The 21924-nt window shown below is 51.7% G+C and carries 19 protein-coding genes; 2 read left to right on the top strand and 17 right to left on the bottom strand.

Features of this window, described 5'->3' with window-relative positions:
• Nucleotides 1–184: 184 nt before the first annotated feature.
• Nucleotides 185–595, top strand: a complete 411-nt coding sequence (locus tag M3G15_RS12235) for a hypothetical protein (RefSeq protein WP_009227011.1) — start codon at nt 185–187, stop codon at nt 593–595.
• Complete coding sequence (locus M3G15_RS12230) at nt 592–1659, top strand: phosphodiester glycosidase family protein (RefSeq protein WP_009227012.1); 1068 nt, start codon at nt 592–594, stop codon at nt 1657–1659. Before M3G15_RS12235 ends, M3G15_RS12230 begins: the two co-directional genes overlap by 4 nt.
• A 746-nt stretch (nt 1660–2405) precedes the next feature.
• On the opposite strand, the gene M3G15_RS12225 is transcribed toward M3G15_RS12230, so the two are convergent.
• The 17 genes from M3G15_RS12225 to M3G15_RS12145 all read right to left on the bottom strand — a co-directional run bounded on the left by M3G15_RS12225 (nt 2406) and on the right by M3G15_RS12145 (nt 21916).
• Nucleotides 2406–2651, bottom strand: coding sequence for an AbrB/MazE/SpoVT family DNA-binding domain-containing protein (locus M3G15_RS12225; RefSeq protein ID WP_009227013.1), 246 nt, complete (start codon nt 2649–2651; stop codon nt 2406–2408).
• A gap of 404 nt (nt 2652–3055) precedes the next feature.
• On the bottom strand, nt 3056–3520 hold the full coding sequence (trmL, locus tag M3G15_RS12220; protein WP_009227014.1) for a tRNA (uridine(34)/cytosine(34)/5-carboxymethylaminomethyluridine(34)-2'-O)-methyltransferase TrmL: 465 nt from the start codon (nt 3518–3520) through the stop codon (nt 3056–3058).
• A 167-nt stretch (nt 3521–3687) separates the two neighbouring features.
• Nucleotides 3688–4776, bottom strand: a complete 1089-nt coding sequence (serC, locus tag M3G15_RS12215; RefSeq protein WP_009227015.1) for a 3-phosphoserine/phosphohydroxythreonine transaminase — start codon at nt 4774–4776, stop codon at nt 3688–3690.
• A gap of 215 nt (nt 4777–4991) precedes the next feature.
• On the bottom strand, nt 4992–5879 hold the full coding sequence (locus M3G15_RS12210) for a hypothetical protein (RefSeq protein WP_260071062.1): 888 nt from the start codon (nt 5877–5879) through the stop codon (nt 4992–4994).
• Nucleotides 5880–5897: 18 nt separating this feature from the next.
• Nucleotides 5898–8627 carry a GH36-type glycosyl hydrolase domain-containing protein gene (locus tag M3G15_RS12205; RefSeq protein ID WP_260071061.1) on the bottom strand — a complete coding sequence of 910 codons (2730 nt, stop codon included), beginning with the start codon at nt 8625–8627 and terminating at the stop codon, nt 5898–5900.
• A gap of 217 nt (nt 8628–8844) precedes the next feature.
• Complete coding sequence (gene glnA, locus M3G15_RS12200; RefSeq protein ID WP_036646655.1) at nt 8845–10269, bottom strand: type I glutamate--ammonia ligase; 1425 nt, start codon at nt 10267–10269, stop codon at nt 8845–8847.
• Between the two features lie 260 nt (nt 10270–10529).
• Nucleotides 10530–11573 carry a 3-deoxy-7-phosphoheptulonate synthase gene (aroF, locus tag M3G15_RS12195; protein WP_009227019.1) on the bottom strand — a complete coding sequence of 348 codons (1044 nt, stop codon included), beginning with the start codon at nt 11571–11573 and terminating at the stop codon, nt 10530–10532.
• Nucleotides 11574–12009: 436 nt separating this feature from the next.
• The gene (locus M3G15_RS12190; protein ID WP_260071060.1) at nt 12010–12726 is read right to left on the bottom strand and encodes a CAP domain-containing protein; all 717 of its coding nucleotides are present in this window, start codon (nt 12724–12726) and stop codon (nt 12010–12012) included.
• A 160-nt stretch (nt 12727–12886) separates the two neighbouring features.
• Nucleotides 12887–13846 (bottom strand): 4-hydroxy-3-methylbut-2-enyl diphosphate reductase, encoded by a 960-nt coding sequence (locus M3G15_RS12185; RefSeq protein WP_036646656.1) that lies wholly within the window; start codon nt 13844–13846, stop codon nt 12887–12889.
• A 61-nt stretch (nt 13847–13907) separates the two neighbouring features.
• Nucleotides 13908–15365, bottom strand: coding sequence for a sensor histidine kinase (locus M3G15_RS12180; protein ID WP_009227022.1), 1458 nt, complete (start codon nt 15363–15365; stop codon nt 13908–13910).
• Between the two features lie 2 nt (nt 15366–15367).
• Entirely contained in the window at nt 15368–16057 is a 690-nt protein-coding gene (locus tag M3G15_RS12175) for a response regulator transcription factor (protein WP_009227023.1), read from the bottom strand.
• A gap of 152 nt (nt 16058–16209) precedes the next feature.
• The gene (locus M3G15_RS12170) at nt 16210–17847 is read right to left on the bottom strand and encodes a S1C family serine protease (RefSeq protein ID WP_260071059.1); all 1638 of its coding nucleotides are present in this window, start codon (nt 17845–17847) and stop codon (nt 16210–16212) included.
• A 264-nt stretch (nt 17848–18111) separates the two neighbouring features.
• Nucleotides 18112–18768: a response regulator gene (locus M3G15_RS12165; RefSeq protein WP_036646657.1), complete on the bottom strand. Its 657-nt coding sequence runs from the start codon at nt 18766–18768 to the stop codon at nt 18112–18114.
• Nucleotides 18737–19807 (bottom strand): sensor histidine kinase, encoded by a 1071-nt coding sequence (locus M3G15_RS12160; RefSeq protein WP_009227026.1) that lies wholly within the window; start codon nt 19805–19807, stop codon nt 18737–18739. Before M3G15_RS12160 ends, M3G15_RS12165 begins: the two co-directional genes overlap by 32 nt.
• 3 nt (nt 19808–19810) lie before the next feature.
• Nucleotides 19811–20758 (bottom strand): cell wall-active antibiotics response protein LiaF, encoded by a 948-nt coding sequence (gene liaF / locus M3G15_RS12155; protein ID WP_009227027.1) that lies wholly within the window; start codon nt 20756–20758, stop codon nt 19811–19813.
• A gap of 167 nt (nt 20759–20925) precedes the next feature.
• The gene (locus M3G15_RS12150) at nt 20926–21075 is read right to left on the bottom strand and encodes a hypothetical protein (RefSeq protein ID WP_198136242.1); all 150 of its coding nucleotides are present in this window, start codon (nt 21073–21075) and stop codon (nt 20926–20928) included.
• A gap of 139 nt (nt 21076–21214) precedes the next feature.
• Nucleotides 21215–21916, bottom strand: coding sequence for a 3D domain-containing protein (locus M3G15_RS12145; RefSeq protein WP_009227028.1), 702 nt, complete (start codon nt 21914–21916; stop codon nt 21215–21217).
• Nucleotides 21917–21924 lie beyond the last annotated feature (8 nt).

Raw genomic sequence — 21924 nt, 5'->3', positions numbered from 1 at the left:
CATTCGCTTGTATCTGCAATTGTACTGCAGGACAAATTTTCCAGACAACAGGAGCCAACCCCTGCATCGTGCTTGATTTTGACGAAGGATTGCCAAATCTATCATTTTTGCGAACCTCGTGTCGACATGATAGAATGAAAGCTGCACGAAAAGCGCATGAAAATATGTTTAGAGGTGATTTCCCATGCCTTACTCTACGGAACCTGCAACCGTCACCGAACCAAGTCGCAGCAGGAGAACACGGCGGCCTTCCGTAGCCCTGATTATACTGATTTGGATTCTGCTGATCGGTGCCGGCGTCACTGCGGCCTATATGTATAGCAACCATTTGAAGCAGTCGATGATTGACCAGCTGGACGCCAAATGGCAAAGCGAAGCCGAGCAGATGAAAGCCGATTATACAGCCCAGCTCACCGCTTTGTCCGACGAAGTCCAGGAATTGCAAAACAAAGTGCAAACGTTCAACGAATTGCTCGAATTCACCAAGGACAACACCAGCGAAAAAACGGATAACAGTAACAAATTGTTTTCGCAATTAAGCGAGGTCAAGGAGCAGTTGGCCGCGCTTCAGAAAAAGATGGATCTGCTGAAATGATCACGCCAGTTAAACAAATCAACCGTTTTTTCCTGCTGGCTACTGGACCCTTGATTGGATTGCTGATCGCTCTCTTCATCAGCGGGGCCGCGATTGATTGGAACCGGTCACCGCACCCCATCACGCCCGAAGCGGACGTCTTCCAAACCACCGCCTCCATCTCGGAAGGATTAACCAAAGCGGAGAAAGACGCCAAGACGACCATTTCCTCCATCCGAAAGACGGCCGAGCTCTACCAGAAGACCACCCAAACCATGAGCGACATCGTCAAAAATGCCAGAACCGCTTCCGCCAAACCCGAATCCATCTACGATCGGCGGATCACATCCAAGTTAGGCGTACCTTTTGAGACGATTCAAAGCGACCGGATTCGCATCGAGCTCTACAAAGTGAACCCCGGCACGTACCGCGGGTATGCGATGAAGATTCGACTCAAGTCGCCGGATGCCATGAAAATGACGCTGGGCAAAGATCGGCTGGGCGGAGCGGAAACGACTATGCAAGCGGTGCAACGCTACGGCGCGGTTGCCGGCATTAACGCCGGCGGATTTGCCGATTCTCGCGGGCAACGTTACCCCTTGAGCACCACGATCCTCAATGGGCAATATGTGAACGGCTTTGAGCCTTCCTATAAGGATTTATTTTTCGTTGGACTTAATCAATCGGGGCAACTGATCGGCGGCAAATTTCAAAACAAAGAGAGCCTGGACAAGCTGAAACCGAAGTTCGGCGCATCTTTTGTCCCGATTCTGCTGCAAAATGGAGTCAAGCTCCCGATCCCGGACAAATGGAAGACATCCCCGCTGCGAGCGCCGCGTACGGTGATCGGAAATTACAAGGATGATCAGCTGTTGGTGCTGGTCGTCGACGGCGATAACGAAAAGGGCCGTTCCGGCGCAACGCTGGAAGAACTGCAAAACAAGCTGGCAAACCTGGGCGTACAGGACGCCTACAACCTGGACGGCGGAGGCTCCTCCTCCCTGGTTGTCAATGGCCGGGTGATCAACCACCCGTCCGACGGTACACTTCGTCCTGTGCCAACGCATTTCTTGTTTTTTAAATGAGTCGCTACCAACCGTCTTCCTCCGATAACAACTCGTCTATGAAATCCATCACATTTTGATTTATTTTTGGACGATAGCCGGGTATAATAGGGGAAGGAGTACAACGTGGAGGTGTTCGGCTTGTCATTCTCTTTAACATTCTGGATTATTGCACTCGTTATGGCGATGTTTTTGTGCGGGATTTTGACTGCATCCTATAACGACGATAAAACCAAAGGCCTTTAAGAGGTGAACTGTGACCCGAAAGATGGACACTTTAAGAAAAGTGCCCCTCTTTCGGGTCATTTGTGTTTTAATGAGAATATCTGGTGTCGGGAGAGAAGAACATGGGGAAAGTAAGAGGCGAAAATAAGCTGTTTACGGAACAGCAAAGAAAGCAACTAGAGAGCAATCCTAACGTGCAGCACGTCACAGATCGTACCATCACGTATATGCCCTCTTTTAAACTAGCAGCAGTTAAGGCTTTTTCGGACTGAGAAGGCCTTATTTTGAAGAAAATACGCATCATCTCTGCTCTAAAAGGCCAATAAGGTCATTGGAGTCCGTTATATTGGGAAATAACCGGGAAATCGTCAAATAAGGTCGCTACGGTCCGTTAGGATCAAAATTCCACCATCCTCCGCCCCCTCTGTGGAGACCGACCCCGTATGAGCAAATTCGACAAAATAAATAAGCTTCCCGCACGGGAAGCTTATTTAGGCTTATGCTCTGAGGCCGTTAAACGCATCAAATGTCCTGGATGGAGACTAGGACAGTTGGCTCATTTCGACCAGGCATTGATTGCAAATGGACCGCTCTTTGAAGTCGCTTACGCTTTCCATCGATCCGCAGAATACACATTTCGGCCGGTAACGCTCCAAAATGATGTGATCCCCTTGAACCAAAATCTCGACGGGATCTCCCTCGTTCATTTGATATCTCTTGCGAAGTGACTTAGGCAACACGATTCTCCCGAGTTGATCCACTTTACGGACCACACCAGCAGGTTTCATAAAATTGTACACCTCTCCTGAAAAATAGTTATGTAAGAATAGAACCAAATACCTAATCTATTATAATTCGCTATTTTTTTTGGGATTCCTGCTACAGTTCCATGTTTTTAAATTTTTTCCGGGAATGCCTGCAATGACAACTCCTTTGGCACTCCGCCAATGGCTATTGCGTCGGCCCATTCCCCGCTTGATCGCCAGCAGTTATGCCGTGGGAAAGAGATCAACATTTCAGCTGCCAATCCCTGCAACTTTGCTCTAGGTTCATCATCTGTCCTCTATCCTACACCAAGTTGCATGTCAGCGAAGGTTGATTCTTCCCGCATCAGCCTGCGGGCCCGGGAGCCAAGCAGCCGCTGGCTCCGCGTCCCCCATGCGCAGCCCCTTCCCCGCGCTGCTAATCGAATTTACTGCATCCCTGGAAAATCAAGCTGCCGCAGCGCCTCATACACAATAATCGCCGCCGAGTTGGACAAGTTTAGCGAACGAACCTTGTCGGTCATTGGCATGCGCATCGTCGTGTCGGGATGGGCTTCCAAAATCTCCGGCGGCAAGCCCTTCGTCTCTTTACCAAAGACAAAGAAATCTCCGTCCTGGAACTTGAAATCCGTATACCGCTTCTTGGCTTTGGTCGTGGCAAAGAAAAACCGGCTTCCCGCGTACTTCTCCTCCACTTCCTGAAACGAATCGTGGTATTCAATATGCACCGCATACCAATAATCCAAGCCGGCCCGCTTCAGCGTAGCATCGTCTGTCCGGAACCCAAGCGGACGCACCAGGTGCAAATGTATGCCCGTCGCGGCGCACGTTCTCGCGATATTTCCCGTATTGGCCGGAATTTCCGGCTCCACCAGCACAATATGTAAGGCCATGATGATCGAACTCCTCGTCCTAGAAAAATAAACCCGGCCCGTCATAGACCGGACTTGATCATTATATCAAATTTTGACTGTAAAAAACCCCGCACCGCCTGCGAGCAGGCGAGTTGGGGGTTCTCAGGAATAGCAGGGGTCTTCCAGCGGAAGCCCCGCTGCGATCTTTATCCGTGCGTTTTTTGGAAGTGTTCCATGAATTCGACAAGAGCCTGAATGCTGGCTTTCGGAACCGCGTTATAAATCGAAGCGCGCAGGCCGCCGACGCTGCGATGGCCTTTGAGTCCCACGAAGCCTTCCTTCTCCGATTCCTTCACGAACAGCTTCTCCAGCTCATCGTTCGCCAGACGGAAGGTCACGTTCATGATCGAACGGCTCTCCGGCCGGACACAACCACGGTAGAAGCCGCCGCTAGCATCAATCGCTTGATACAGCAGATCGGCCTTGTCCCGGTTCTTCTTCTCGATCCCCTCAAGCGAACCTTGCTCTTCAATCCATTTCAGCACTTCGTTCACCATATAAATCGAGAAGGATGGCGGAGTATTGTACAGCGAGTTGTTCTCAGCATGCGTATCGTAACGGAACATCGTTGGCAGATGCTTTGGCGACTCCCGCAGCAACTCCTCGCGAGCGATCACCACAGTTACGCCAGACGGTCCCAGGTTCTTCTGGGCTCCGGCATACACCATGCCGAACTGGGTCAAATCAAACGGACGGCACAAAATATCGCTGGACATATCGGCGATCAACGGAACGCTGCCGGTGTCCGGGAACTCGCGGAATTGCGTGCCTTCGATCGTTTCGTTGGAAGTGACATGCAAATACGCGGTATTCTCCGGCAGATTCAAGTTGCTCAAGTCCGGGAGGGACATGTACTTATCTTCCTCCGAGGATGCGGCAACAAACGTCTCGCCGATGAGCTTGGCTTCCTTTATCGCTTTGTTCGCCCAGCTGCCCGATTTCACATAACCGGCCGTCTTGCCTTCCGTAAGCAGGTTCATCGGGAGCATGGCGAATTGGGTGGAGGCCCCGCCTTGCAGGAACAGCACCTGATAACCGGACGGTTGGCCGAACAGCTTCAGCAACCGTTCAGCTGCCTCGTTATGAACCGACTCATAGACGGCTCCCCGGTGGGACATCTCCATAATCGACATGCCTGTCCCGCGGAAATCAACGAACTCGGCCTGGGCCCGTTCCAGGACCTCCAGCGGCAACGCGGCTGGGCCCGCATTAAAGTTATAAGCTCTGTTACTCATTTCTCCCCATCCTTCCCTTTACAATCGATGTCTGGTTTCGAATACAATTATCGATTATCATAGCAACTATTCGATCTCCCAGCAAGCCGTTATTTCGCAAAAATTCACCATTTTGCAGAATTGACACATTAACGCTTCATCAAGGGAAAGGGGTGATCGGTTTTTCCAGGTCTTGCTGCATCGCTGGCCATGTGAACTTCACTAAGATCGATCACTCAAGGAATCTCACTAAACTCATAACTTCGCGTCCAGCTTTGCCGTTCCCCTGGTACCACATGGACCGTAACGAACATTTCCGGGGAAATGACATGGCCGTGCCCCCAAACAGCGGCTGAGCTTAACGGAAGCTTGCTCCGCTCACGTACAGTCAGTCCGCTGGGCCGATGCTGCAGCTCCCACAGCCAAGGGGTTTCACGCCCGTCGAAGGGGGTCATTCGGAAATAGAAGTCCTTCTCTGGACGGCGCTCCCAGGTCACTTGATCCCCCTCAAACACCAAGCCCTCCAGCGTCGATGGATCATCGCTCCAGATCTCCGGAGCAAACGGCAGCTTCAGCACGTAATCCGGCCCGACCGCATATCCGTCAATACCGAGAAAGTTATGGCTGTATTCGTCGGTCATAATCACTCGGCTCCCAGTGTTCTCCAATATGTAAGTGACGGACAGAAGGTTGCCGGAGATTTTGATGCTTTTTTGCATACGCATGGCGTATCCCCGGCATTCCACAGGCTCGGTCGTAAAACAAATCTGCTGCTCACCACTTTGCTCCACCCGAGTCTCAAAACGCTGGCAGGCGTAATCCCTGTAAAAAAAGTACTCCGCATCATCCGGCCGTGTGAGCAAGCCTACACCCAGCTTGGGGAACCGTTCACCCACCTGAGTTTCCTCATACCCAATCGCTTCCTTGATGCCAAATTCGCTGCAAATTCCAATGCCTCCTGTTCCGGTTCCGGGTGTCAGGCTTTCCGGCACGCAGAATTGATGTTGTCCGTCCAGCTTAACGCCTGTGATGATTCCGGCCCCGTCGAACCGGGTGCCTTGGTACACTTCGCCGAGTTCGGCAATTTCAACGTGCAATCGGTCGTTTTTTAAATGATAAGCCATGGGTTCCCTTCCTATCTATTACGCGGTTAACGTAATTTCTATCCGGTGAACGGCTCCTTCCTGCAGCGCCTCGATCTCTTGACGCGGAATAAGGCAGCCCCCCTCACGAGAGCTGGAATCCAGCGATACGCCATTTACGGTAACGTGACCGATTCGATACTTCCCGTATTCGGCACGCTCCAGGTTACGATAAACGATCTGCAACTTACGTCCGGCGAAGCTGGTGATCACCGACGCTTCTCCCGCTGCATCAAATTGCTCTGCAGTCAGCTTCGGTTCCAGACGCAGATCTCCGTAATCGCCTTTGACCCCATATACTTCCGTCAGCAGCGTCAACAGCAGCCAGCTGGCCGATCCCGTTAAATAAGTATACATGCCGCGGCCCCGTTCGTTAATATATTCCGGAATCCCGGGATACATCCGACTGCGTTCAAAATCCGCGGACAAGCGGTAAACGGAATCCAGCACCTGCTTGCCAGCCTGGACGAATCCGCGCTTATAGAGCGCATTGGCGTACATCACCGTCATGTGGCTGAACATCGCCCCGTTTTCTTTATGGCCAAAAGCAAACCCAAACGCCCGCCCCAGATTCTGTTGAATTTCACCAAACCGTGAGTTCAGCCGGTAACCGATGCGCTCATCCTTGAGATACCGATCCACCGCTGCTGTGATTTTGCCAACTTGCTCCTCGGTCGCAATGCCGCCCATGATTGTAAACACTTGACCGGTTAACGTCATACGTACCCCGTTTGGATGGTCTCCTTCCACCCGTACGGCATCGTTGTTGTAATATCCGTTAAACCACTCGAACCCTTCCGCACTGCGGATCCATTCCTGCTTCCGTAAATGTTCAAACGCCCAATCCGCTTTCCGCCGAAGATCCTCCGCCACCTGCTGCACGCTAAACTTCCGCTTCCGCCCGCTGACGGCCGGCACAACGGAGTCAAAATAACGTTCCAGCAGCTCCTGCTTCGCCGGAATGCTGTCGTAGTTAATCGGCGTTCCCAGGCTATCCAGCAACACAGCGATTTCTTCGGCAATCTCGATCGTATCCGTTCCGCCCGGCGCTTGTGCTAACCGAGGAATCAACTCGGAGAGCTCCAGCAAATTGCTGGCATAAAATGCTGTAAACGCAACGCTCTCTCCACGTGCCGGCGCCATATCCAGTCCGTCGTTCCAGTCCGCGCCTTCCAGCTTAATATTGCCATTTTCGCCTACGTTAAAGAACGCCACGATATTTTGCAGCAGAATATGCTCCAAAATGCTCCCTTCGTAAATACGCCCATCTTGCGACAACAGCTTGTTCCCCTGCTCCGGCGTCCAGGCAAGATCACGTTCCTTACAACGTTTGGTGAAAATATCGCGGAAATACGTCTGCGGCTTCAGCAAAAAGCCAAGGTCCCCGCTTTGATGAATATACAGTAGCGTCGTTAACAGCGGCCAAGCCCCATGGTCCATCCATACCCGCGGAATATTGTTGCGGTCAGCGATAAATTCGCCCGGTTTCGCGCCGATAATCGTCGCATTACTGCCGTCGAACCGCACGCCGGCATAGTTGTTGTAAAGCAAATGCCCCACTTCATCCGGCTCCATCACCAGCAAGGCCAGACAGTCCTGCCATAAATCGCGCCAGCCTCGTCCGCCGCGCCCATAATCGTGATACGGGAGGAACGAGTTTCCATATAAACGGCGTAAAATCGGCTGTAGCGTCACCCACTTCAACCAAAGATCATGTTGTTCATCTCCGGATTGAAAAGCGAGCGTATCCAGCTTGCCCCGCCAGTAAGTTTCGTTTTGTTCCAGCAGTTCATCAAATCGGGCCTCTGACAAATATGCTGCAGCAATGCGCTTCGTATCGATCCGGTCATCAGCGATCATCATGGCTACAACATAGGACACCGATTCCCCCGGCGCTAGCTGGGTTGTGGCAAACCTGAGCGCACCAACCGCTTCATACCCCTCGATTTCGGCGCCTGCTTCAACATCCGGCTGACGATTGGCGACCACCGCCTGCGGCCAGTCTAAAGCCCCGCCTTCGCCGATGAAGTCTTCGGTCACCGGGAAGAATCCAATCGGAGCAGTCCCATCCTGCGCGGCTCCAAATACGCCGTAGGCCGTTTTGTTCACGCGATGCCCGCGCTCATCGAACGACAGTGCCGGTTGAACCTCTACGCCGTGAGCGGAGGTATATATCCGGTGGAGCAACGAGGTAACATGCCGGTGATCCCGCAGATCGTCAGCAGAACGCGCATACAGCGGAATCGCCGCGGTAGGTGTAATGGTGAGTTCCGTATCCCCGGTATTGGTCAGCCGAACCTTCATCAGTTCGATTTTATCGTCCGTCACGGGAACAAAGCTGGTGCTTTCGGCTCTCAAGTTCAGATTGGCACTTTCCCGCGTGATCTTATGCCATAAGAACCCGGCCTCCAGCAAAGTCTTCTCTTTCTCCTCTGAAAATAACGCCGCGTTTTGCCGCGCCGAATTCCCCGTCACGGACCAGGCCCCATAACCATCAAGATAGATCCAAAAATTCCGCGCCGCTTTAGAGTTATGCAAGCTCTCCACCGAGATCGGCTCCAGCAGAAATGAGTTATGCCCCGTTGTCGCTTGCCCATGCAAATTCGGTGATACCGAGGACATCATCCCCGCATCATTAACCAAAGGAAAATACAAATAACTGCTTAACTCAGGCTGTTCAAGCCGAAACACACCCTCCTTCCCATGGAATTTCCAGCCGCTTGTCGCCATTTCCCTCATCCTTTCCGTTGAAATCAGATGTTCCGAAATGATTCGGAACCCCAAATCATCCAAGAGTTCAAAAAACCAATTTCATAAAGCAACGAAACCGGTTTCGATATCTTCATTATCTGATCTATTCCTCGGTTTGTAAAGGGTTTCAGTTCGCAAAAAAATAAACCTCCCCATCCAACGGATAGGGAGGTTGTTCGTATGATAGCTACTCGGCTTACAGATCGTAATAAAGACCAAATTCGTAAGGATGTACACGAACTGCAACAGCTCTGGCTTCGGCGCGTTTCATTTCCACGAAGTTGTCGATGAACGCTTTCGTGAAGACTCCGCCTTGAGTCAGGAACTCATAATCGCTTTCCAAAGCGTCCAGCGCTTCGTCCAGGGAGCCCGGAACGCTGCGAATCGATGCTTTCTCTTCATCCGACAGCTCGTAAATGTTCTTGTCGAACGGTCCGTAGCCCAGTTTCACCGGATCGATTTTGTTCTTGATGCCGTCGAGGCCAGCCATCAGCATAGCGGAGAAGGCCAAGTACGGGTTAGCCGTGGAGTCTGGCGTACGGAATTCGATACGGCAGCCTTTTGGCGTTACGGCAGCAACCGGAATCCGGATAGCAGCCGAACGGTTCCCCTTCGAGTATACCAGGTTTACTGGAGCCTCGAAGCCAGGTACCAAGCGTTTAAACGAGTTCGTGCTTGGGTTCGTGAAGGCGATGATCGCCGGTGCATGGTAGAGGATCCCGCCGATGTAGTTCAGGGCGATTTCGCTCAGGTTAGCATAAGCACCTTTTTCGTAGAACAGTGGAGTATCGCCGTTAAAGATCGATTGGTGTACGTGCATCCCGCTGCCGTTGTCACCAAACAGCGGCTTAGGCATAAACGTTGCCGTTTTACCAAATTGAGCGGCGGTATTATGCACGATGTATTTGTAAACCATCAGGTTGTCAGCCGTTTTCAGCAGCGTGTCGAAACGGAAGTTAATTTCCGCTTGACCGGATGTTGCTACTTCGTGGTGGTGACGTTCAACGCGAATGCCGGCTTCTTCAAGCAAACGGCACATTTCGCTGCGGATGTCTTGTTGCTTGTCGGTTGGTGCTACCGGAACGTAGCCGCCTTTAACCGGCACTTTATAACCCAGGTTGCCGCCTTCTTCTGTACGGCCGGTGTTCCAAATCGCTTCCTCGGAATCTACCGAGTAGAACGTTTTGTTCATACCGCTCTCGAAACGAACATCGTCAAAGATAAAGAATTCGGATTCCGGAGCAAAGTATGCCGCGGTACCGACACCGCTTTGTTTCAAATACTCTTCTGCGCGAACCGCTACGCTGCGCGGGTCACGCTCATAACGTTCGCCGTCCGGCGTATAAATATCGCAAAATACGTTCAACGTCGGATGTGCGGTAAAAGGATCAACAAATACAGAACCATGGTCCGGCATCATCACCATATCCGATTCTTCGATACCGCGGAACCCAGGGATCGAGGATCCGTCGAAAGCAACGCCGTTTACGAAGGTGTCCTCATTCACTTCTTTCGCCGGAAGCGTAATGTGATGTTGACGTCCCGACAGATCAACAAAGCGGAAATCTACCCACTCGATTTGCTTTTCCTTGATTGTTTTTAAAACGATCTCTGCTGACATACTCTTTCCTCCCAAAATCACGAACATTAAATCTTATTTTTGCGTTTAACGTTCATCCTTTAGTATGATTATGTCGTCATTATAGGACTATGAAGGCGAAGTCGTCAATACTTATGTAAGGTATTTTTACATGCGATATAAGGTATTATTACGCATAGTACAAATTAATAGACAAATAGTATAAAAGCCCACTCACCGCATGGCGAATGGGCTTTCGGATTTTGTCTATTCTGTGAAAGCGCTGCACATGTCCGTCTATCTTACACGCGAAGTGCAGCTTTTGGGGTATCAAAACGTTTACCTACCAATGGTGCCAATTTCTCCAAATCTTGCAGTAATGCAGCGAATTGATCCGGGAACAAAGACTGTACGCCGTCACCGGTCATCGAGTTGTCTGGATCGGTGTGCATTTCGATAATTAGACCGTCTGCCCCGGCAGCCACGGATGCTTTTGTCATCGGTTCCACCAGCTCACGGCGGCCCGTGCCATGGCTCGGGTCAGAGATTACCGGCAAATGGCTCAAGTTCTGCAGCACCGGAATGGCCGACAGATCCAGCGTATTGCGCGTGTACGTTTCAAATGTACGGATCCCGCGTTCGCATAACATAACGTTCGGGTTCCCGCCCGCCAAAATGTACTCGGCCGCGTTCAGGAACTCGTCATAGGTTGCGCTAAAGCCGCGTTTCAATAGAACCGGCTTGTTGCAGGTGCCCAGCTTGCGCAGCAAATCGAAGTTCTGCATGTTGCGCGTACCCACCTGCAAAATGTCCGCATATTCAGCGCACACATCCACGTATTCCGGCGTCATGACCTCCGTAATGGTCAGCAGACCGTGCTTCTTGCCGGCCTCCGCCATCATGATGAGCCCTTCCACACCGATGCCCTGGAAGCTGTAAGGACCCGTACGCGGCTTAAATGCACCGCCGCGCAGCACCTGTCCGCCGGCTGCTTTCACGAGACGCGCAATCTCGTCGATTTGTTCCGGCGATTCTACGGCACAAGGGCCGCCCATGACAACCAGCTCGTCACCGCCAATCTTAACGTCGCCGATCGAAATGACCGTATCCTCAGGATGGAAGTCCCGGCTAGCCAGCTTGTAAGATTTCGAAATTTTAATGACGTTCTCAACGTCCTTCATTTGGCGAAGGTGCTCAGCAAGCTTTGGTTCAATCGTACCGATCAATCCGATCACAGTCCGATCTTTCCCACGAGATACATGAGTCTGCAGGCCTTCCTTCTCGATGACAGCGATAATTTCCTGAACGCGCTCCTCTGGGGTTTGGTTTGAAGTAATAACGATCATTTCGATCCCATCCTTTCTCCTATTAGGCGATGCGTGTACGAGCTAAAAACAAATATTCGAATGCACAATCACTGTTTCGCTTGAACGCTTGTTCGCTTTTAAGCTTTTAACCACTAAAGTAACTATAGCCGAATTTACCTCGCCCGTCAACCCTAATCGGCGTAGGTATATGTGGAATAAACTGAGCTTTCGCGGAAACTCCTTCATGTTTCAGACTCTTTTACCCCATTATCCCGTTTAATCCGCGTAATCAGATGATCCAGGAAGAGGCACAACACGGAAAACACATCCTCCTACGCAAATCCATTTCTGGCTCCCTTATCGAAAGGGATAATGGTGTAAAAAGGGGGCGGCGAGCCACTCCCCCGCCTCGTTCTCAGCCGCAACCGCACATAAAAAGGCCGGAGAACAATTCTCCGGCCTTTCGCTTATATCCTTATCTTCCTACGAACTCCTGTGCCCAATACCCATTGTAGTAGCCAACCCCAATCAGGTTGTAGTTGGCGTTCAGAATATTTGCACGGTGTCCTTCACTGTTCATCCAAGCTTTTACGACTTCAGCCGGCGTTTTTTGCCCCATGGCAATGTTTTCGCCTGCGTAGCTGAATTGAATACCAAACTTCTTCATCATGTCAAATGGCGAGCCGTACGTTGGAGACGTATGACTAAAGTAGTTGTTATCGCTCATATCCTTCGCTTTAGCCAATGCCATCTTGTTCAGTTCCGCGTCACCGGTGAGCGGCTTAAGGCCTTGCTTCGCGCGCTCCTGGTTCACCAGTTGGATAACCTCCGTTGCAAATTGCGACTTGTCGGTTACCGCACTTTGCGTATTACCGGTTGTGCCTTGCGTAGTACCGTGAGTTGTTCCTTGAGTCGTACCTTGCGTATTTCCGGTTTGCGTCTGGCCGCCCGTAGTGCCTTGGTTACCGCTTTGGACTGGCTTCGTTGGATAATATAGATACCAAGGAATTGTAAAATAGTTCGTCCAAGTATTCGTATTCGTGCCGTAAGTTGTATAAACCTTATATGTCGTATAAGTTTTATTCGTCGTCGTATTCGAGGCCGCCGAGGCCGATGCTGGTACAACAATTGCTGCTGCCAACATAGCAGTAAGTCCACCTGTCACCAAACGTTTCAGTCGATTCGATTTCATTCTGTCATCTCCTTCGTTGTAGTTAATAGTTTAGTTACATTTTTGTAACCTTTCTCTACAACGAGTATAACATGAATCGACTCCTATTGAACCCCGCAAATGTTGGTAAATGCGCGAAAACCGCGATGGGACGCGGTTTTCAGCTCTATAAATCTATGTTTTATTCTCCTCTGCTTCGAGCTCCGACCTTCACTGGAGGTAACAACTTCGCTAGATTTACCGTACGAACGATTTCCCAAGTTGCCGGGTCTTCCGGATCATATTGTTCCAGATATTGAATGACTTCCTTCGTAATTGGCGTCGGCGTTGATGCCCCCGAGGTGACCGCTACTTTGCGGACCCCTTCCAGCCACTCGCGCTTCAACTCCGTGATATCCGCGATGCGGTACGCCTTCACTCCAGCAATCTCCTCAGCCACCTGGGCAAGCCGGTTGGAGTTGTTGCTTCGCGGATCGCCGACAACGATCACGAGGTCAGCCTGACCCGCCTGTTCCGCAACCGCCTGCTGGCGCAATTGGGTCGCTAGACAGATCTCATTGTGCACCTCTGCGCCCGGATATTTCTCCAGCAATTTTTTCATAATATGCTTAATATCCCACTGGCTCATCGTCGTTTGGTTGGTAATGACGATTTTGTCGGCGGTCAGATTGAGCCGATCGATCTCTTCTTCCTTCTCGATCAAGTGTACCTTACCTGGAGCCACCCCCATCGCGCCTTCCGGCTCAGGGTGTCCTTTCTTGCCGATGTAGATGACCTCATATCCCTCGGCAACCTTCTCCTCGATTAACACATGGGTCTTGGTGACGTCCGGGCAAGTGGCATCCACTGTGGTGAGCCCTTTCTCCCGGGCCAGCTTGCGAACCTCTGGAGACACCCCATGGGCGGTAAAAATTACCGTCCCGCTCTCTACCTTATTCAAAATCTCCAGGCGGTTCGGACCGTCCAGCGTAATAATTCCCTCGTCCTCGAAGGAGTTCGTGACATGGCTGTTATGCACAATCATGCCAAGTATATAAATCGGCCGCGGCAGATCCAGGTTCTGCGCCGCCTGACGAGCCAGAACCATCGCGTCTACGACCCCATAGCAATAACCGCGCGGTGAAATTTTAATGACTTCCATCAAATATCCCTGCTTTCTAATCCCCCAGATTCCTGACGGAGGGGAGCCTCTCTATTATAAACTATTCCGGAAGGGCATTAAAGACAATGGGAAGCCAGATGATAAACGTCGTCCCTTCGCCGCGTTTGGTCAACACTTCCACCGAACCTTCATGCTCGTCGATGATCCATTTGGCGATCGATAAGCCCAATCCGGTCCCTTGAATCATCCCGCGAGACGGATCCGCCCGATAAAAGCGTTCAAAAATATGCGGCACCTCGCTGCGGTCCATTCCGATGCCCGTATCCGCAATGCGGATGCCGATCTGTCCCCCAGATCGAATCGCATCGATGGTGACGCTGCCCTGCTCGGTATATTTAAACGCATTTTCAATAAAAATAAACAGCATCTGCTGCAAATAATCCTTGCTGCCGTTCACTGTCACGCCGTCCAGCGCTTGCAGATCCCCCTGGACCCACTCCGCTTTCCTCGGCAAAAATTGCGCCCGGCGGACCACTTCCTCCACGACCGGGGCCAACTGGATCGGTTCCTTCGTTAACGTTTGCCCGGCATCGGCCCGGGCCAGCGACAGCAGATCGTTCACCAGCCGGCTCATCCGCTCGGACTCCGCAGCGATGTCGTTCACCGCCTCCAATGAGAAGCTGCGAACCCGCTCCTCCTCGCTTGGATCGCGCTGCTCCACATCCTGGGACCACATCCGTTTTAATAAATCAACATTACCGCGAATGGTCGTAAGCGGCGTCCGCAATTCGTGGGAAGCGTCCGACACGAACCGGCGCTGTGCAGAATAAGCTTCATCCAGCTCCCTGTAGAAGCCTTCGGTTCGGGCCAGCATGTTATTGACGGTCCCGATCAGTTGGCCGATTTCATCGTTCGGCCCCTCGTAGTCAATTCTTACACTCAAATCATTCCCGGTCTGGATGCCATTCGCTGCCTCAATGACTTTACCGATGGGTGCCATCGATTTGCGCGCAAGAAAGTAACCCAACGAGCTGGCCGCCAAAATGGTAACGATGGAGCCAAATAACAATACGGTACTCATCCGGCTCATCAGCTTGTCTTCGGCGCCCGTATACGCCGCTAACTGGATTAAACCAATCAACTGGTTATCGAGGGTAATCGGGAGTTGGTACAGCAAGAAGGAATGATTATATAACTGCACCCGTTTAAATCCCGCAATTTTGCTCGCCGAATCCCCGGTGGGAACCGGAAATTTCATATTCCAATTCAGCAAATTTTGCGAATACCGCGTGTGACCGTCCGTATAATTGTGAATCTGCACAAACAGCTGGGCGTCCTCCAACCGATTCGCCTGCATCGGATCCAAATACAAATCCAGTCCCTGGGTGATGCTGTAGCTTTGGGAGTTCTTGATCCGATTGGCCTGATCCTCCAACCGGTTTCTCACTTCCAGATACGTATTGTATCTGACCAACCCATAAATCGAAGCGCTGAACAGGATCAGCGTTACGGCCAAAATTCCGGTATACCATGCAGTCAGCCGCAGCCGGATCGACATACTTAAGCCTCTCCTCTCAGGATGTAACCGGCCCCGCGGATCGTCTGAATAACGCGCTTGCCGCCGTGTTCCTCGGTCTTCTGACGAAGCATGGCAATATATACCTCCAGCACATTCGATTCCCCGCTGTAGTCGTAACCCCAAATTTTATCCATAATTAAATCACGTGTGAGCAGACGTTTCGGATTTTGCATGAACAGATGGAGCAGTTCGAATTCCTTCGCCGTCAGCTCCAAACGCTGACCAGCCCGCGTCACTTCACGGGAGTCCAGATCCATGATGATGTCCTCAAAAATCAAACGCTGGCTGCCGGATCGGCTGCCCGAGTCCTTACGCCGGAGCAATGCCCGTACCCGAGCCAGCAGCTCCTCCAGCGCAAACGGTTTGACGAGGTAATCATCGGCACCGATATCCAGGCCTTTCACCCGGTTCTCGACCTCGTCCTTGGCGGTCAACATCAGCACCGGTACGGTGCTTCCGCCCTCGCGCAGCCGCCGGCAGACCTCAAATCCGTCTACCTTGGGCATCATCACGTCCAAAATGATCAAATCCGGGTCGGCGCTCAGCATCATCGACAGCCCTTCCGCTCCGTTCTGAGCTGTATACACGTCATACCCCTCAAATGCGAGGCCGCGCCGCAGCATCGACGTAATTTTCTCATCATCATCTATGACCAAAATCGCCGATCTCACGAGCTATCTCTCCTTTGCCTTTCGCTTGCTGGCAGCAAGCTCTACTGTCTCCATTGTACCAAAATAAACGGTAAACCCGCATCTGGAAGCCAAAAAGGCGGCAGGCTGCTCCTGCCTGCCGCCTTTACCGCCTTGGCTGCTTCCCGTGCGAATTAGTTTACGTTGGTAAACTCGTTTTTATCGCCAATCGTAACCTCAAGGTCAATGTTCTTGCCGTTACGTACGACGTTCAACGTCACTTTCGCACCGACCTGCTGTTTCTGAATGAACTCAATCAATTTCTCTTTGGTAGCATATTTGGTACCGTTAGCCCCGACTATAATATCGTACGGCCGAAGATCAGCGTTATAAGCCGGCGATTTGAACACGATGTCCGTAACAATAGAGCCTTCTTTCACGTCGGTTTGCATTTGCTTCGCAACTTCCTCGGTCATCGTCATCAAAGTCGCGCCGATGAATGGTACCGGTTTTTGTGGAATTTTCTCGTTGTTTTTCAGCTTATCCAACACTTCGGTAACTGTGCTGGTCGGGATCGCAAAACCAATGCCCTGCGCATCCGAGCTTACAGCAACGTTAATCCCGATCACTTCACCGTTCAGGTTCAAGAGCGGACCGCCGGAGTTCCCGGGGTTAATCGAAGCGTCGGTTTGCAGCAAATGCTCGTACTCGCGGTCCTTCTCACCGTTTTCCCCGGCGATCGTGATGTCGCGTTCCTTCGCACTCAGCACCCCGGCCGTCACCGTATGGTCAAAGCCTTGCGGGTTCCCGATCGCTACCAGCCATTCCCCAACCTGCGTGTTGTCCGAGTTGCCCAGCGGAATCGACGGGAAGTTGCTGTCGCCGTCGATTTTCAGAACGGCCAAGTCAAGCTCATAGCTGGTGCCAAGCACTTTGGCCTCATAAGGCTTATCTGTGCCTTGGACCGTGACCTGCACAACGTCGGCGTTATGCACAACGTGTTCATTCGTTAAGATGTAGCCCGTTTTATCGAAAATAAATCCGGATCCGATCCCCGTCGGCACCAGTTGGCTCGAGCCGGAGGAGGAGCCGCCGCTGCCGTTGTTGCTGCCATTGCCGCCAGAGCCAAAGAAGTCATCGCCAAAGAAGTAACGGTAGAATGGATCGTTGCTGTACGGGTTGCTGCTTCTTTGCTTGCTGGCATCGGTTAACGTTTCGATTTTAACAACGGCCGGCCCAGCTTGATTCACGACTTTCGTCACCTCACCGGAATCCGTTACCGGGTACAATGCAGTGGTTGCCTTGCCGGACGATTCAGTAGTACCACTGCTATTGGATGCGTTGCTCGATGCCGGCACCGAAGAAGATGCGGCTTGATCCGGCGTAAACAGGTTCGCGCGGTCCGCATAAAACATCGCGCCGGTCATAATCAGCATGCCGGCCAATACACCGGCGATTACCGAACGAACGGAGGATTTACGCTGCGGTTTGCTGTTGTATTGCCAGTTCACACTCTTGGCTGCCGGCAAGCTGCTGCGTCCGTCTCCATTGGAACCGTTCGTTGGTTCAGCTGAGCTGCGAATCATTTCATAGGAAGAAGGATAAGGTTTCAGCGGCTGCGGTCTCGTCACTTCTACTTCTTGAGGTTGGCTTTGCGAGTAGCCGGTTGCTTGGCCGGATTCCTCGTTGTTTTTTCCATAGGATTGAAAAGGTCCGTAAGAATAATAATAGGAAGAGCTCGACTCCGAAGATTCTTGACGCTTAGGTTCATTTGCATTGGCGTTGGCATCGTCTTCAAAAGGTTGGCCCGATTTATTTCTTTGATCATCCATATTCATTGACCTCCTTCCCCCGAGTGGTTCAGGGGTAACTTGTTTTTCTTGTTTCTTGATTTTTATTCTGTACCAGAAACCTTAAACATACATTAAAAACAATTAAAAAGGAGATAAAAGCTAGAATTGCTGATCTAAAGCCATTTTCGAGATCTAACCGAGCCGTGCCGAAGCATCAAAAATAGCGCCCCATCAGGCGCTATTTCCGTTAAAGGCGGTCCCAACGTATGGATAACGCCTCATTTTACCGATATGATGATAAATCTATGAATGCCCTACCCATCCTTGCCGGTGGGCATAGATTGCTAGCTGCGTGCGGTCCTCCAGCTCGCATTTCATCAGCAGGTTGCTGACGTGGGTTTTGACCGTTTTAATGCTGATATGCAGCTCCTCGGCGATGTCCTTGTTGCTTTTTCCCTCGGCGATTAACAGCAGCACTTCCTTCTCCCGCTCGGTCATCCCCGAGTCATCCCCTTGTACGGTTCGCTGACGGAGGCCGCGCGTGAGCGCCTGGGCCACTTCGCCCGTCATCACCGGCATCCCGCGGTATGCCCCTTGCAGCGCGTAAATCAGCTCCTCGGCTGAGACCGTCTTCAGCACATAGCTGACCGCACCGGCTTCAACCGCCTGCACGACGAGATCATCCTCCAAGAAGCTGGTGAGGATCACGATTTTCATATCCGGAAACCGGCTCCGCACTTCCTTGGTTGCTTCTGCTCCGTTCATGCCCGGCATCATCAAATCCATCAGAATGATGTCGGGCTGCCCCTCCCGAAGTCCTCGCTCCAATAACTCTACCGCCTCACGACCATCTCCGGCCTCGGCGATCACCTCGAATCCCGGGTCTTGCATCAAATACGTCTTTAACCCCATCCGTACCATGTCATGATCATCGACGATCATCACCTTGATTTTGCTCATCCGCGGCTCCCCCTTTCCCTTCCTCAAACTTCGGAATATGCACCCGTATCGTTGTTCCTGCCCCCGGCTTGCTAATGATTTCCGCATTGCCGCCAAGCTTCTCCGCCCGTTCCTTCATCGTCGTTAGCCCGTAGGAGCCCTGCTTCTGATACGTGCTGCTGAAGCCTTGTCCGTCATCGCTGATGCTCAACACCACTTGACGCGGACCTTCTCGCAACGACAAGCTGACCATACTAGCCCCGGCATGCTTCACGATATTCGCCATCGCTTCCTGGATGATGAGGAACAGCTGATGCTCTTTCGCTTCCGACATATCTCCCTGGATGTCCATATCCTTAATCCCTTTGAGTCCGTTTTGCCGGCAATAGTCGGGAAACCACTGATCGAGCGCCTCGGCCAACGATTTGCCAACCAGCTCCATCGGACGTAACTGAGCGATGAGTGCCCGCATCTGCTTTTGCGCCGTATTCGACATCTGGATCAGCTGATTCAGCACCGTTTCTGCCTGAGTAGCGTTATTCTCCAGCACCTTTGGCAAAGAGGAAGCCGCCATATGAATGGCGAAGAGCTGCTGGCTGACGGTATCGTGCAAATCGCGGGCCAGCCGTCTGCGTTCCTCCAGCACCGCTTTTTCCGCTGCCTGCTCCTTCTCGACAACCTCTTGCTCGCCAAGCTGTTGAAGCAGCTGCATTTTTTTCTCCATGGCATCAATCATGTTGTTAAATTCCTGGTACACTCCGTTAAAGGTTTGGTCCGCCGTTTCCGGCATCCGCACCGATAAGTTCCCCTTGGCGACTTGCAGCATGTTCAGGTGTAAGTGATCGATCTTCCCCTGGATGCGCCGACCGGCGATATAGCCGATAATCAGCGCCAAAACGGCGATGCCTGCCATATCGTAAATCCACACCCAGGAATCGCTGACCACGATCACCCCGGTAGTCGTTCCGATATAGAAGGCAACCGCCGTCAGGCTGCCGGTGAGCAAGAAATAACACAACAGCTCCCACTTCGTATTCATCAAGATCCGCCGCACAATCATGGGTTACCCTACCATGTTCACTTTAACGTCGCCCACAAACACGCTGACAATCAGCTTAATCCGCTTGCTGGCTTCACCGTAATACGGAGATTCGGCGGTGACGCTGCTCATGAAGCCGCCTTGCTTCTGCGTCAGCACTTTCAAATCGCCGATGAACGCGCTGGAGGTGGCCACAATACCGATGTCCATATCGTCGGGGATGAACACTTTCACGTCGCCGATGAAGGACGAAACATTAATTTTCGTTTCCCCGTAAGGAATTTGCGCCTTGGTCAGATCAATGATCGTATCGCCGATAAAATGGGAGATATTCATCGGCTTCAGCTGGAAATAATCCTGACCCAAGTGAACATCACCGATAAATCCGGATTTCTGGATGACCGATCCATGGCCTCCTGAACCACCTTCATGATGGTGGTGCCCGAAATTAGGATGGGAAAAACGCGGTTTTTCCTGCTTAGCTGCTTCTTCCTTCTCTTTCTCCTTCTCCATCGATCCGAAAATCGAATCCAGCGGAGACTCCATCTCCGGATGGAACGTTGGTGGCGGAGGATCGAGCGGCGGCATCGGAGGCGGCGGAAAATCGTCGCGCCGTTTGCGCCGATGCGGATCACGCGGTTTGAACAAGACGAACAACCCGCCGATGATCAACATCACCGGAAAGAAGAAGCGGAAAAAGTCGCCCGGACTTAAGTCAATTAAATTCAGATTGCGGCCCAGGAAATACCCGCCGATCAGCAATAATACGACACTGCCGACAAAGTTACCGCCCCGCCAGCCGCCGTTGCTTAAGTTCACCAACCCTCCTAAAATCAGAAACAAGGGCCAGTATGTCGCGAACATTTCGCCGATGCTGAAATCGGTCACCCCGAACTGATTCAGAAGAAAAACTGCCCCGATACCGATCAGCACCATCCCTCCAATAAATCTTCCAAATAAGCCATTTCTCATCTCGTTACCTCCAATGGACTGCCTCTTACTAATGCCAGTTTACCTGAAGCGTAAGGTGATGAACAGCGGCGCGGGATGGAAAGCTTGATCGGTCCCAAGACCGAGGGGAAAGGGAATATATGTAAAAAGCGTCCCTCAAGGGACGCTCTTTTCGCTTTACGCGATCATTATTGTTGTTTGTTCACTGAAGTCGTTGCATTGCGAGAAGCTTTCGCTTTCTGAGCAACGGTTGCTGTGCTTTCTTCAGCAAATTCTTCATTAAACTTCTCGTTAGGTGTTTTGTAACCTGGAGAAGCGGCTTTCTTTTGATTTGCCATGATTCTCACCTCCCTCTCGCATACGCCGATTCCGTGAGTCGTTGGCGTTTTCGCAGCCCTCTCGTCGTGGACCACGAACCTTATTATGCGAACCGGGAAGATGAATTATGCGAGCGAAAAAGCGAAGGGGTGGCGAAGCTTAAATCGCCTTGTCCCAAAGATTTTCAGGAATTTCTTTGTTCACTTCCATCGCTTTGCCAAGCTCCTTCAGCATCTCTTCGGTCAACTTGCCGTCTCCTTTGCGAACCACCTGGACCTCAACCTCTTTTTTGCCCCATTCCTTATAAACCTGCTTGATGGTATCAAAATAAAGGTCGATTTTATGACCGCGGATCGCGGAGCCTTTATCGGCAACGACCCCGTAGCCATACCCCGGAATATAAAGGATCGTGCCAATCGGAAAAATCTTTAAGTCGGCGGCAATCGTCGAGACGGTATCTTTGTCACGCCGCACCCGAACGCCCGAATACGTGATGCCGTATTGCGGATGGTTGGGCTTCTTGCCGGTGGATTCATAGCCGGCGGTATAACCGGTTGCCAGCACTTTGACCGTTTCCACCGCTTTTTTCTTACGCTCAGGCTGAGCCTGTTGAGCCTGTTTATGTTCCGGGTTCATCATGATGACCCGTTGATATTGGTATTGTCGTGTTGTTCTTACCGCTTGCAGTTGCTGCGTTTGCTTCAGCCCCAGCCATTCTGCGTAATTCCGGTATTGCCGGTTCGCGTAAATGCTTTGCGGCTGGAAGCCCCCAACCGGCAGATCCGCCGCCATCGTAAATACAAGCAATCCTGCAAGCAAACAGCGTGTACTAAACTTGTGCCAGAAATGAAATTGGCGCATGAGAAAAC

Origin of the sequence: Paenibacillus sp. p3-SID1389, assembly GCF_025151705.1 — a bacterium.
In the GTDB taxonomy this organism is placed as follows: domain Bacteria; phylum Bacillota; class Bacilli; order Paenibacillales; family Paenibacillaceae; genus Fontibacillus; species Fontibacillus phoenicis.
Note: the sequence above shows the minus strand (reverse complement) of the source record. Positions and strands in the feature narration are given on the sequence as shown.

Bases quoted from the DNA above. Each gene is read 5' to 3' on its own strand.
- M3G15_RS12150 (WP_198136242.1), bottom strand. From the start codon at position 21,075: ATGGCAAATCAAAAGAAAGCCGCTTCTCCAGGTTACAAAACACCTAAC.
- M3G15_RS12190 (WP_260071060.1), bottom strand. From the start codon at position 12,726: ATGAAATCGAATCGACTGAAACGTTTGGTGACAGGTGGACTTACTGCT.
- M3G15_RS12235 (WP_009227011.1), top strand. From the start codon at position 185: ATGCCTTACTCTACGGAACCTGCAACCGTCACCGAACCAAGTCGCAGC.
- M3G15_RS12230 (WP_009227012.1), top strand. From the start codon at position 592: ATGATCACGCCAGTTAAACAAATCAACCGTTTTTTCCTGCTGGCTACT.
- M3G15_RS12205 (WP_260071061.1), bottom strand. From the start codon at position 8,627: ATGGCGACAAGCGGCTGGAAATTCCATGGGAAGGAGGGTGTGTTTCGG.
- M3G15_RS12225 (WP_009227013.1), bottom strand. From the start codon at position 2,651: ATGAAACCTGCTGGTGTGGTCCGTAAAGTGGATCAACTCGGGAGAATC.
- M3G15_RS12145 (WP_009227028.1), bottom strand. From the start codon at position 21,916: ATGCGCCAATTTCATTTCTGGCACAAGTTTAGTACACGCTGTTTGCTT.
- M3G15_RS12170 (WP_260071059.1), bottom strand. From the start codon at position 17,847: ATGGATGATCAAAGAAATAAATCGGGCCAACCTTTTGAAGACGATGCC.
- M3G15_RS12210 (WP_260071062.1), bottom strand. From the start codon at position 5,879: ATGGCTTATCATTTAAAAAACGACCGATTGCACGTTGAAATTGCCGAA.
- trmL (WP_009227014.1), bottom strand. From the start codon at position 3,520: ATGGCCTTACATATTGTGCTGGTGGAGCCGGAAATTCCGGCCAATACG.
- M3G15_RS12185 (WP_036646656.1), bottom strand. From the start codon at position 13,846: ATGGAAGTCATTAAAATTTCACCGCGCGGTTATTGCTATGGGGTCGTA.
- aroF (WP_009227019.1), bottom strand. From the start codon at position 11,573: ATGATCGTTATTACTTCAAACCAAACCCCAGAGGAGCGCGTTCAGGAA.
- serC (WP_009227015.1), bottom strand. From the start codon at position 4,776: ATGAGTAACAGAGCTTATAACTTTAATGCGGGCCCAGCCGCGTTGCCG.
- M3G15_RS12165 (WP_036646657.1), bottom strand. From the start codon at position 18,768: ATGAGCAAAATCAAGGTGATGATCGTCGATGATCATGACATGGTACGG.
- glnA (WP_036646655.1), bottom strand. From the start codon at position 10,269: ATGTCAGCAGAGATCGTTTTAAAAACAATCAAGGAAAAGCAAATCGAG.
- liaF (WP_009227027.1), bottom strand. From the start codon at position 20,758: ATGAGAAATGGCTTATTTGGAAGATTTATTGGAGGGATGGTGCTGATC.
- M3G15_RS12180 (WP_009227022.1), bottom strand. From the start codon at position 15,365: ATGTCGATCCGGCTGCGGCTGACTGCATGGTATACCGGAATTTTGGCC.
- M3G15_RS12160 (WP_009227026.1), bottom strand. From the start codon at position 19,807: ATGATTGTGCGGCGGATCTTGATGAATACGAAGTGGGAGCTGTTGTGT.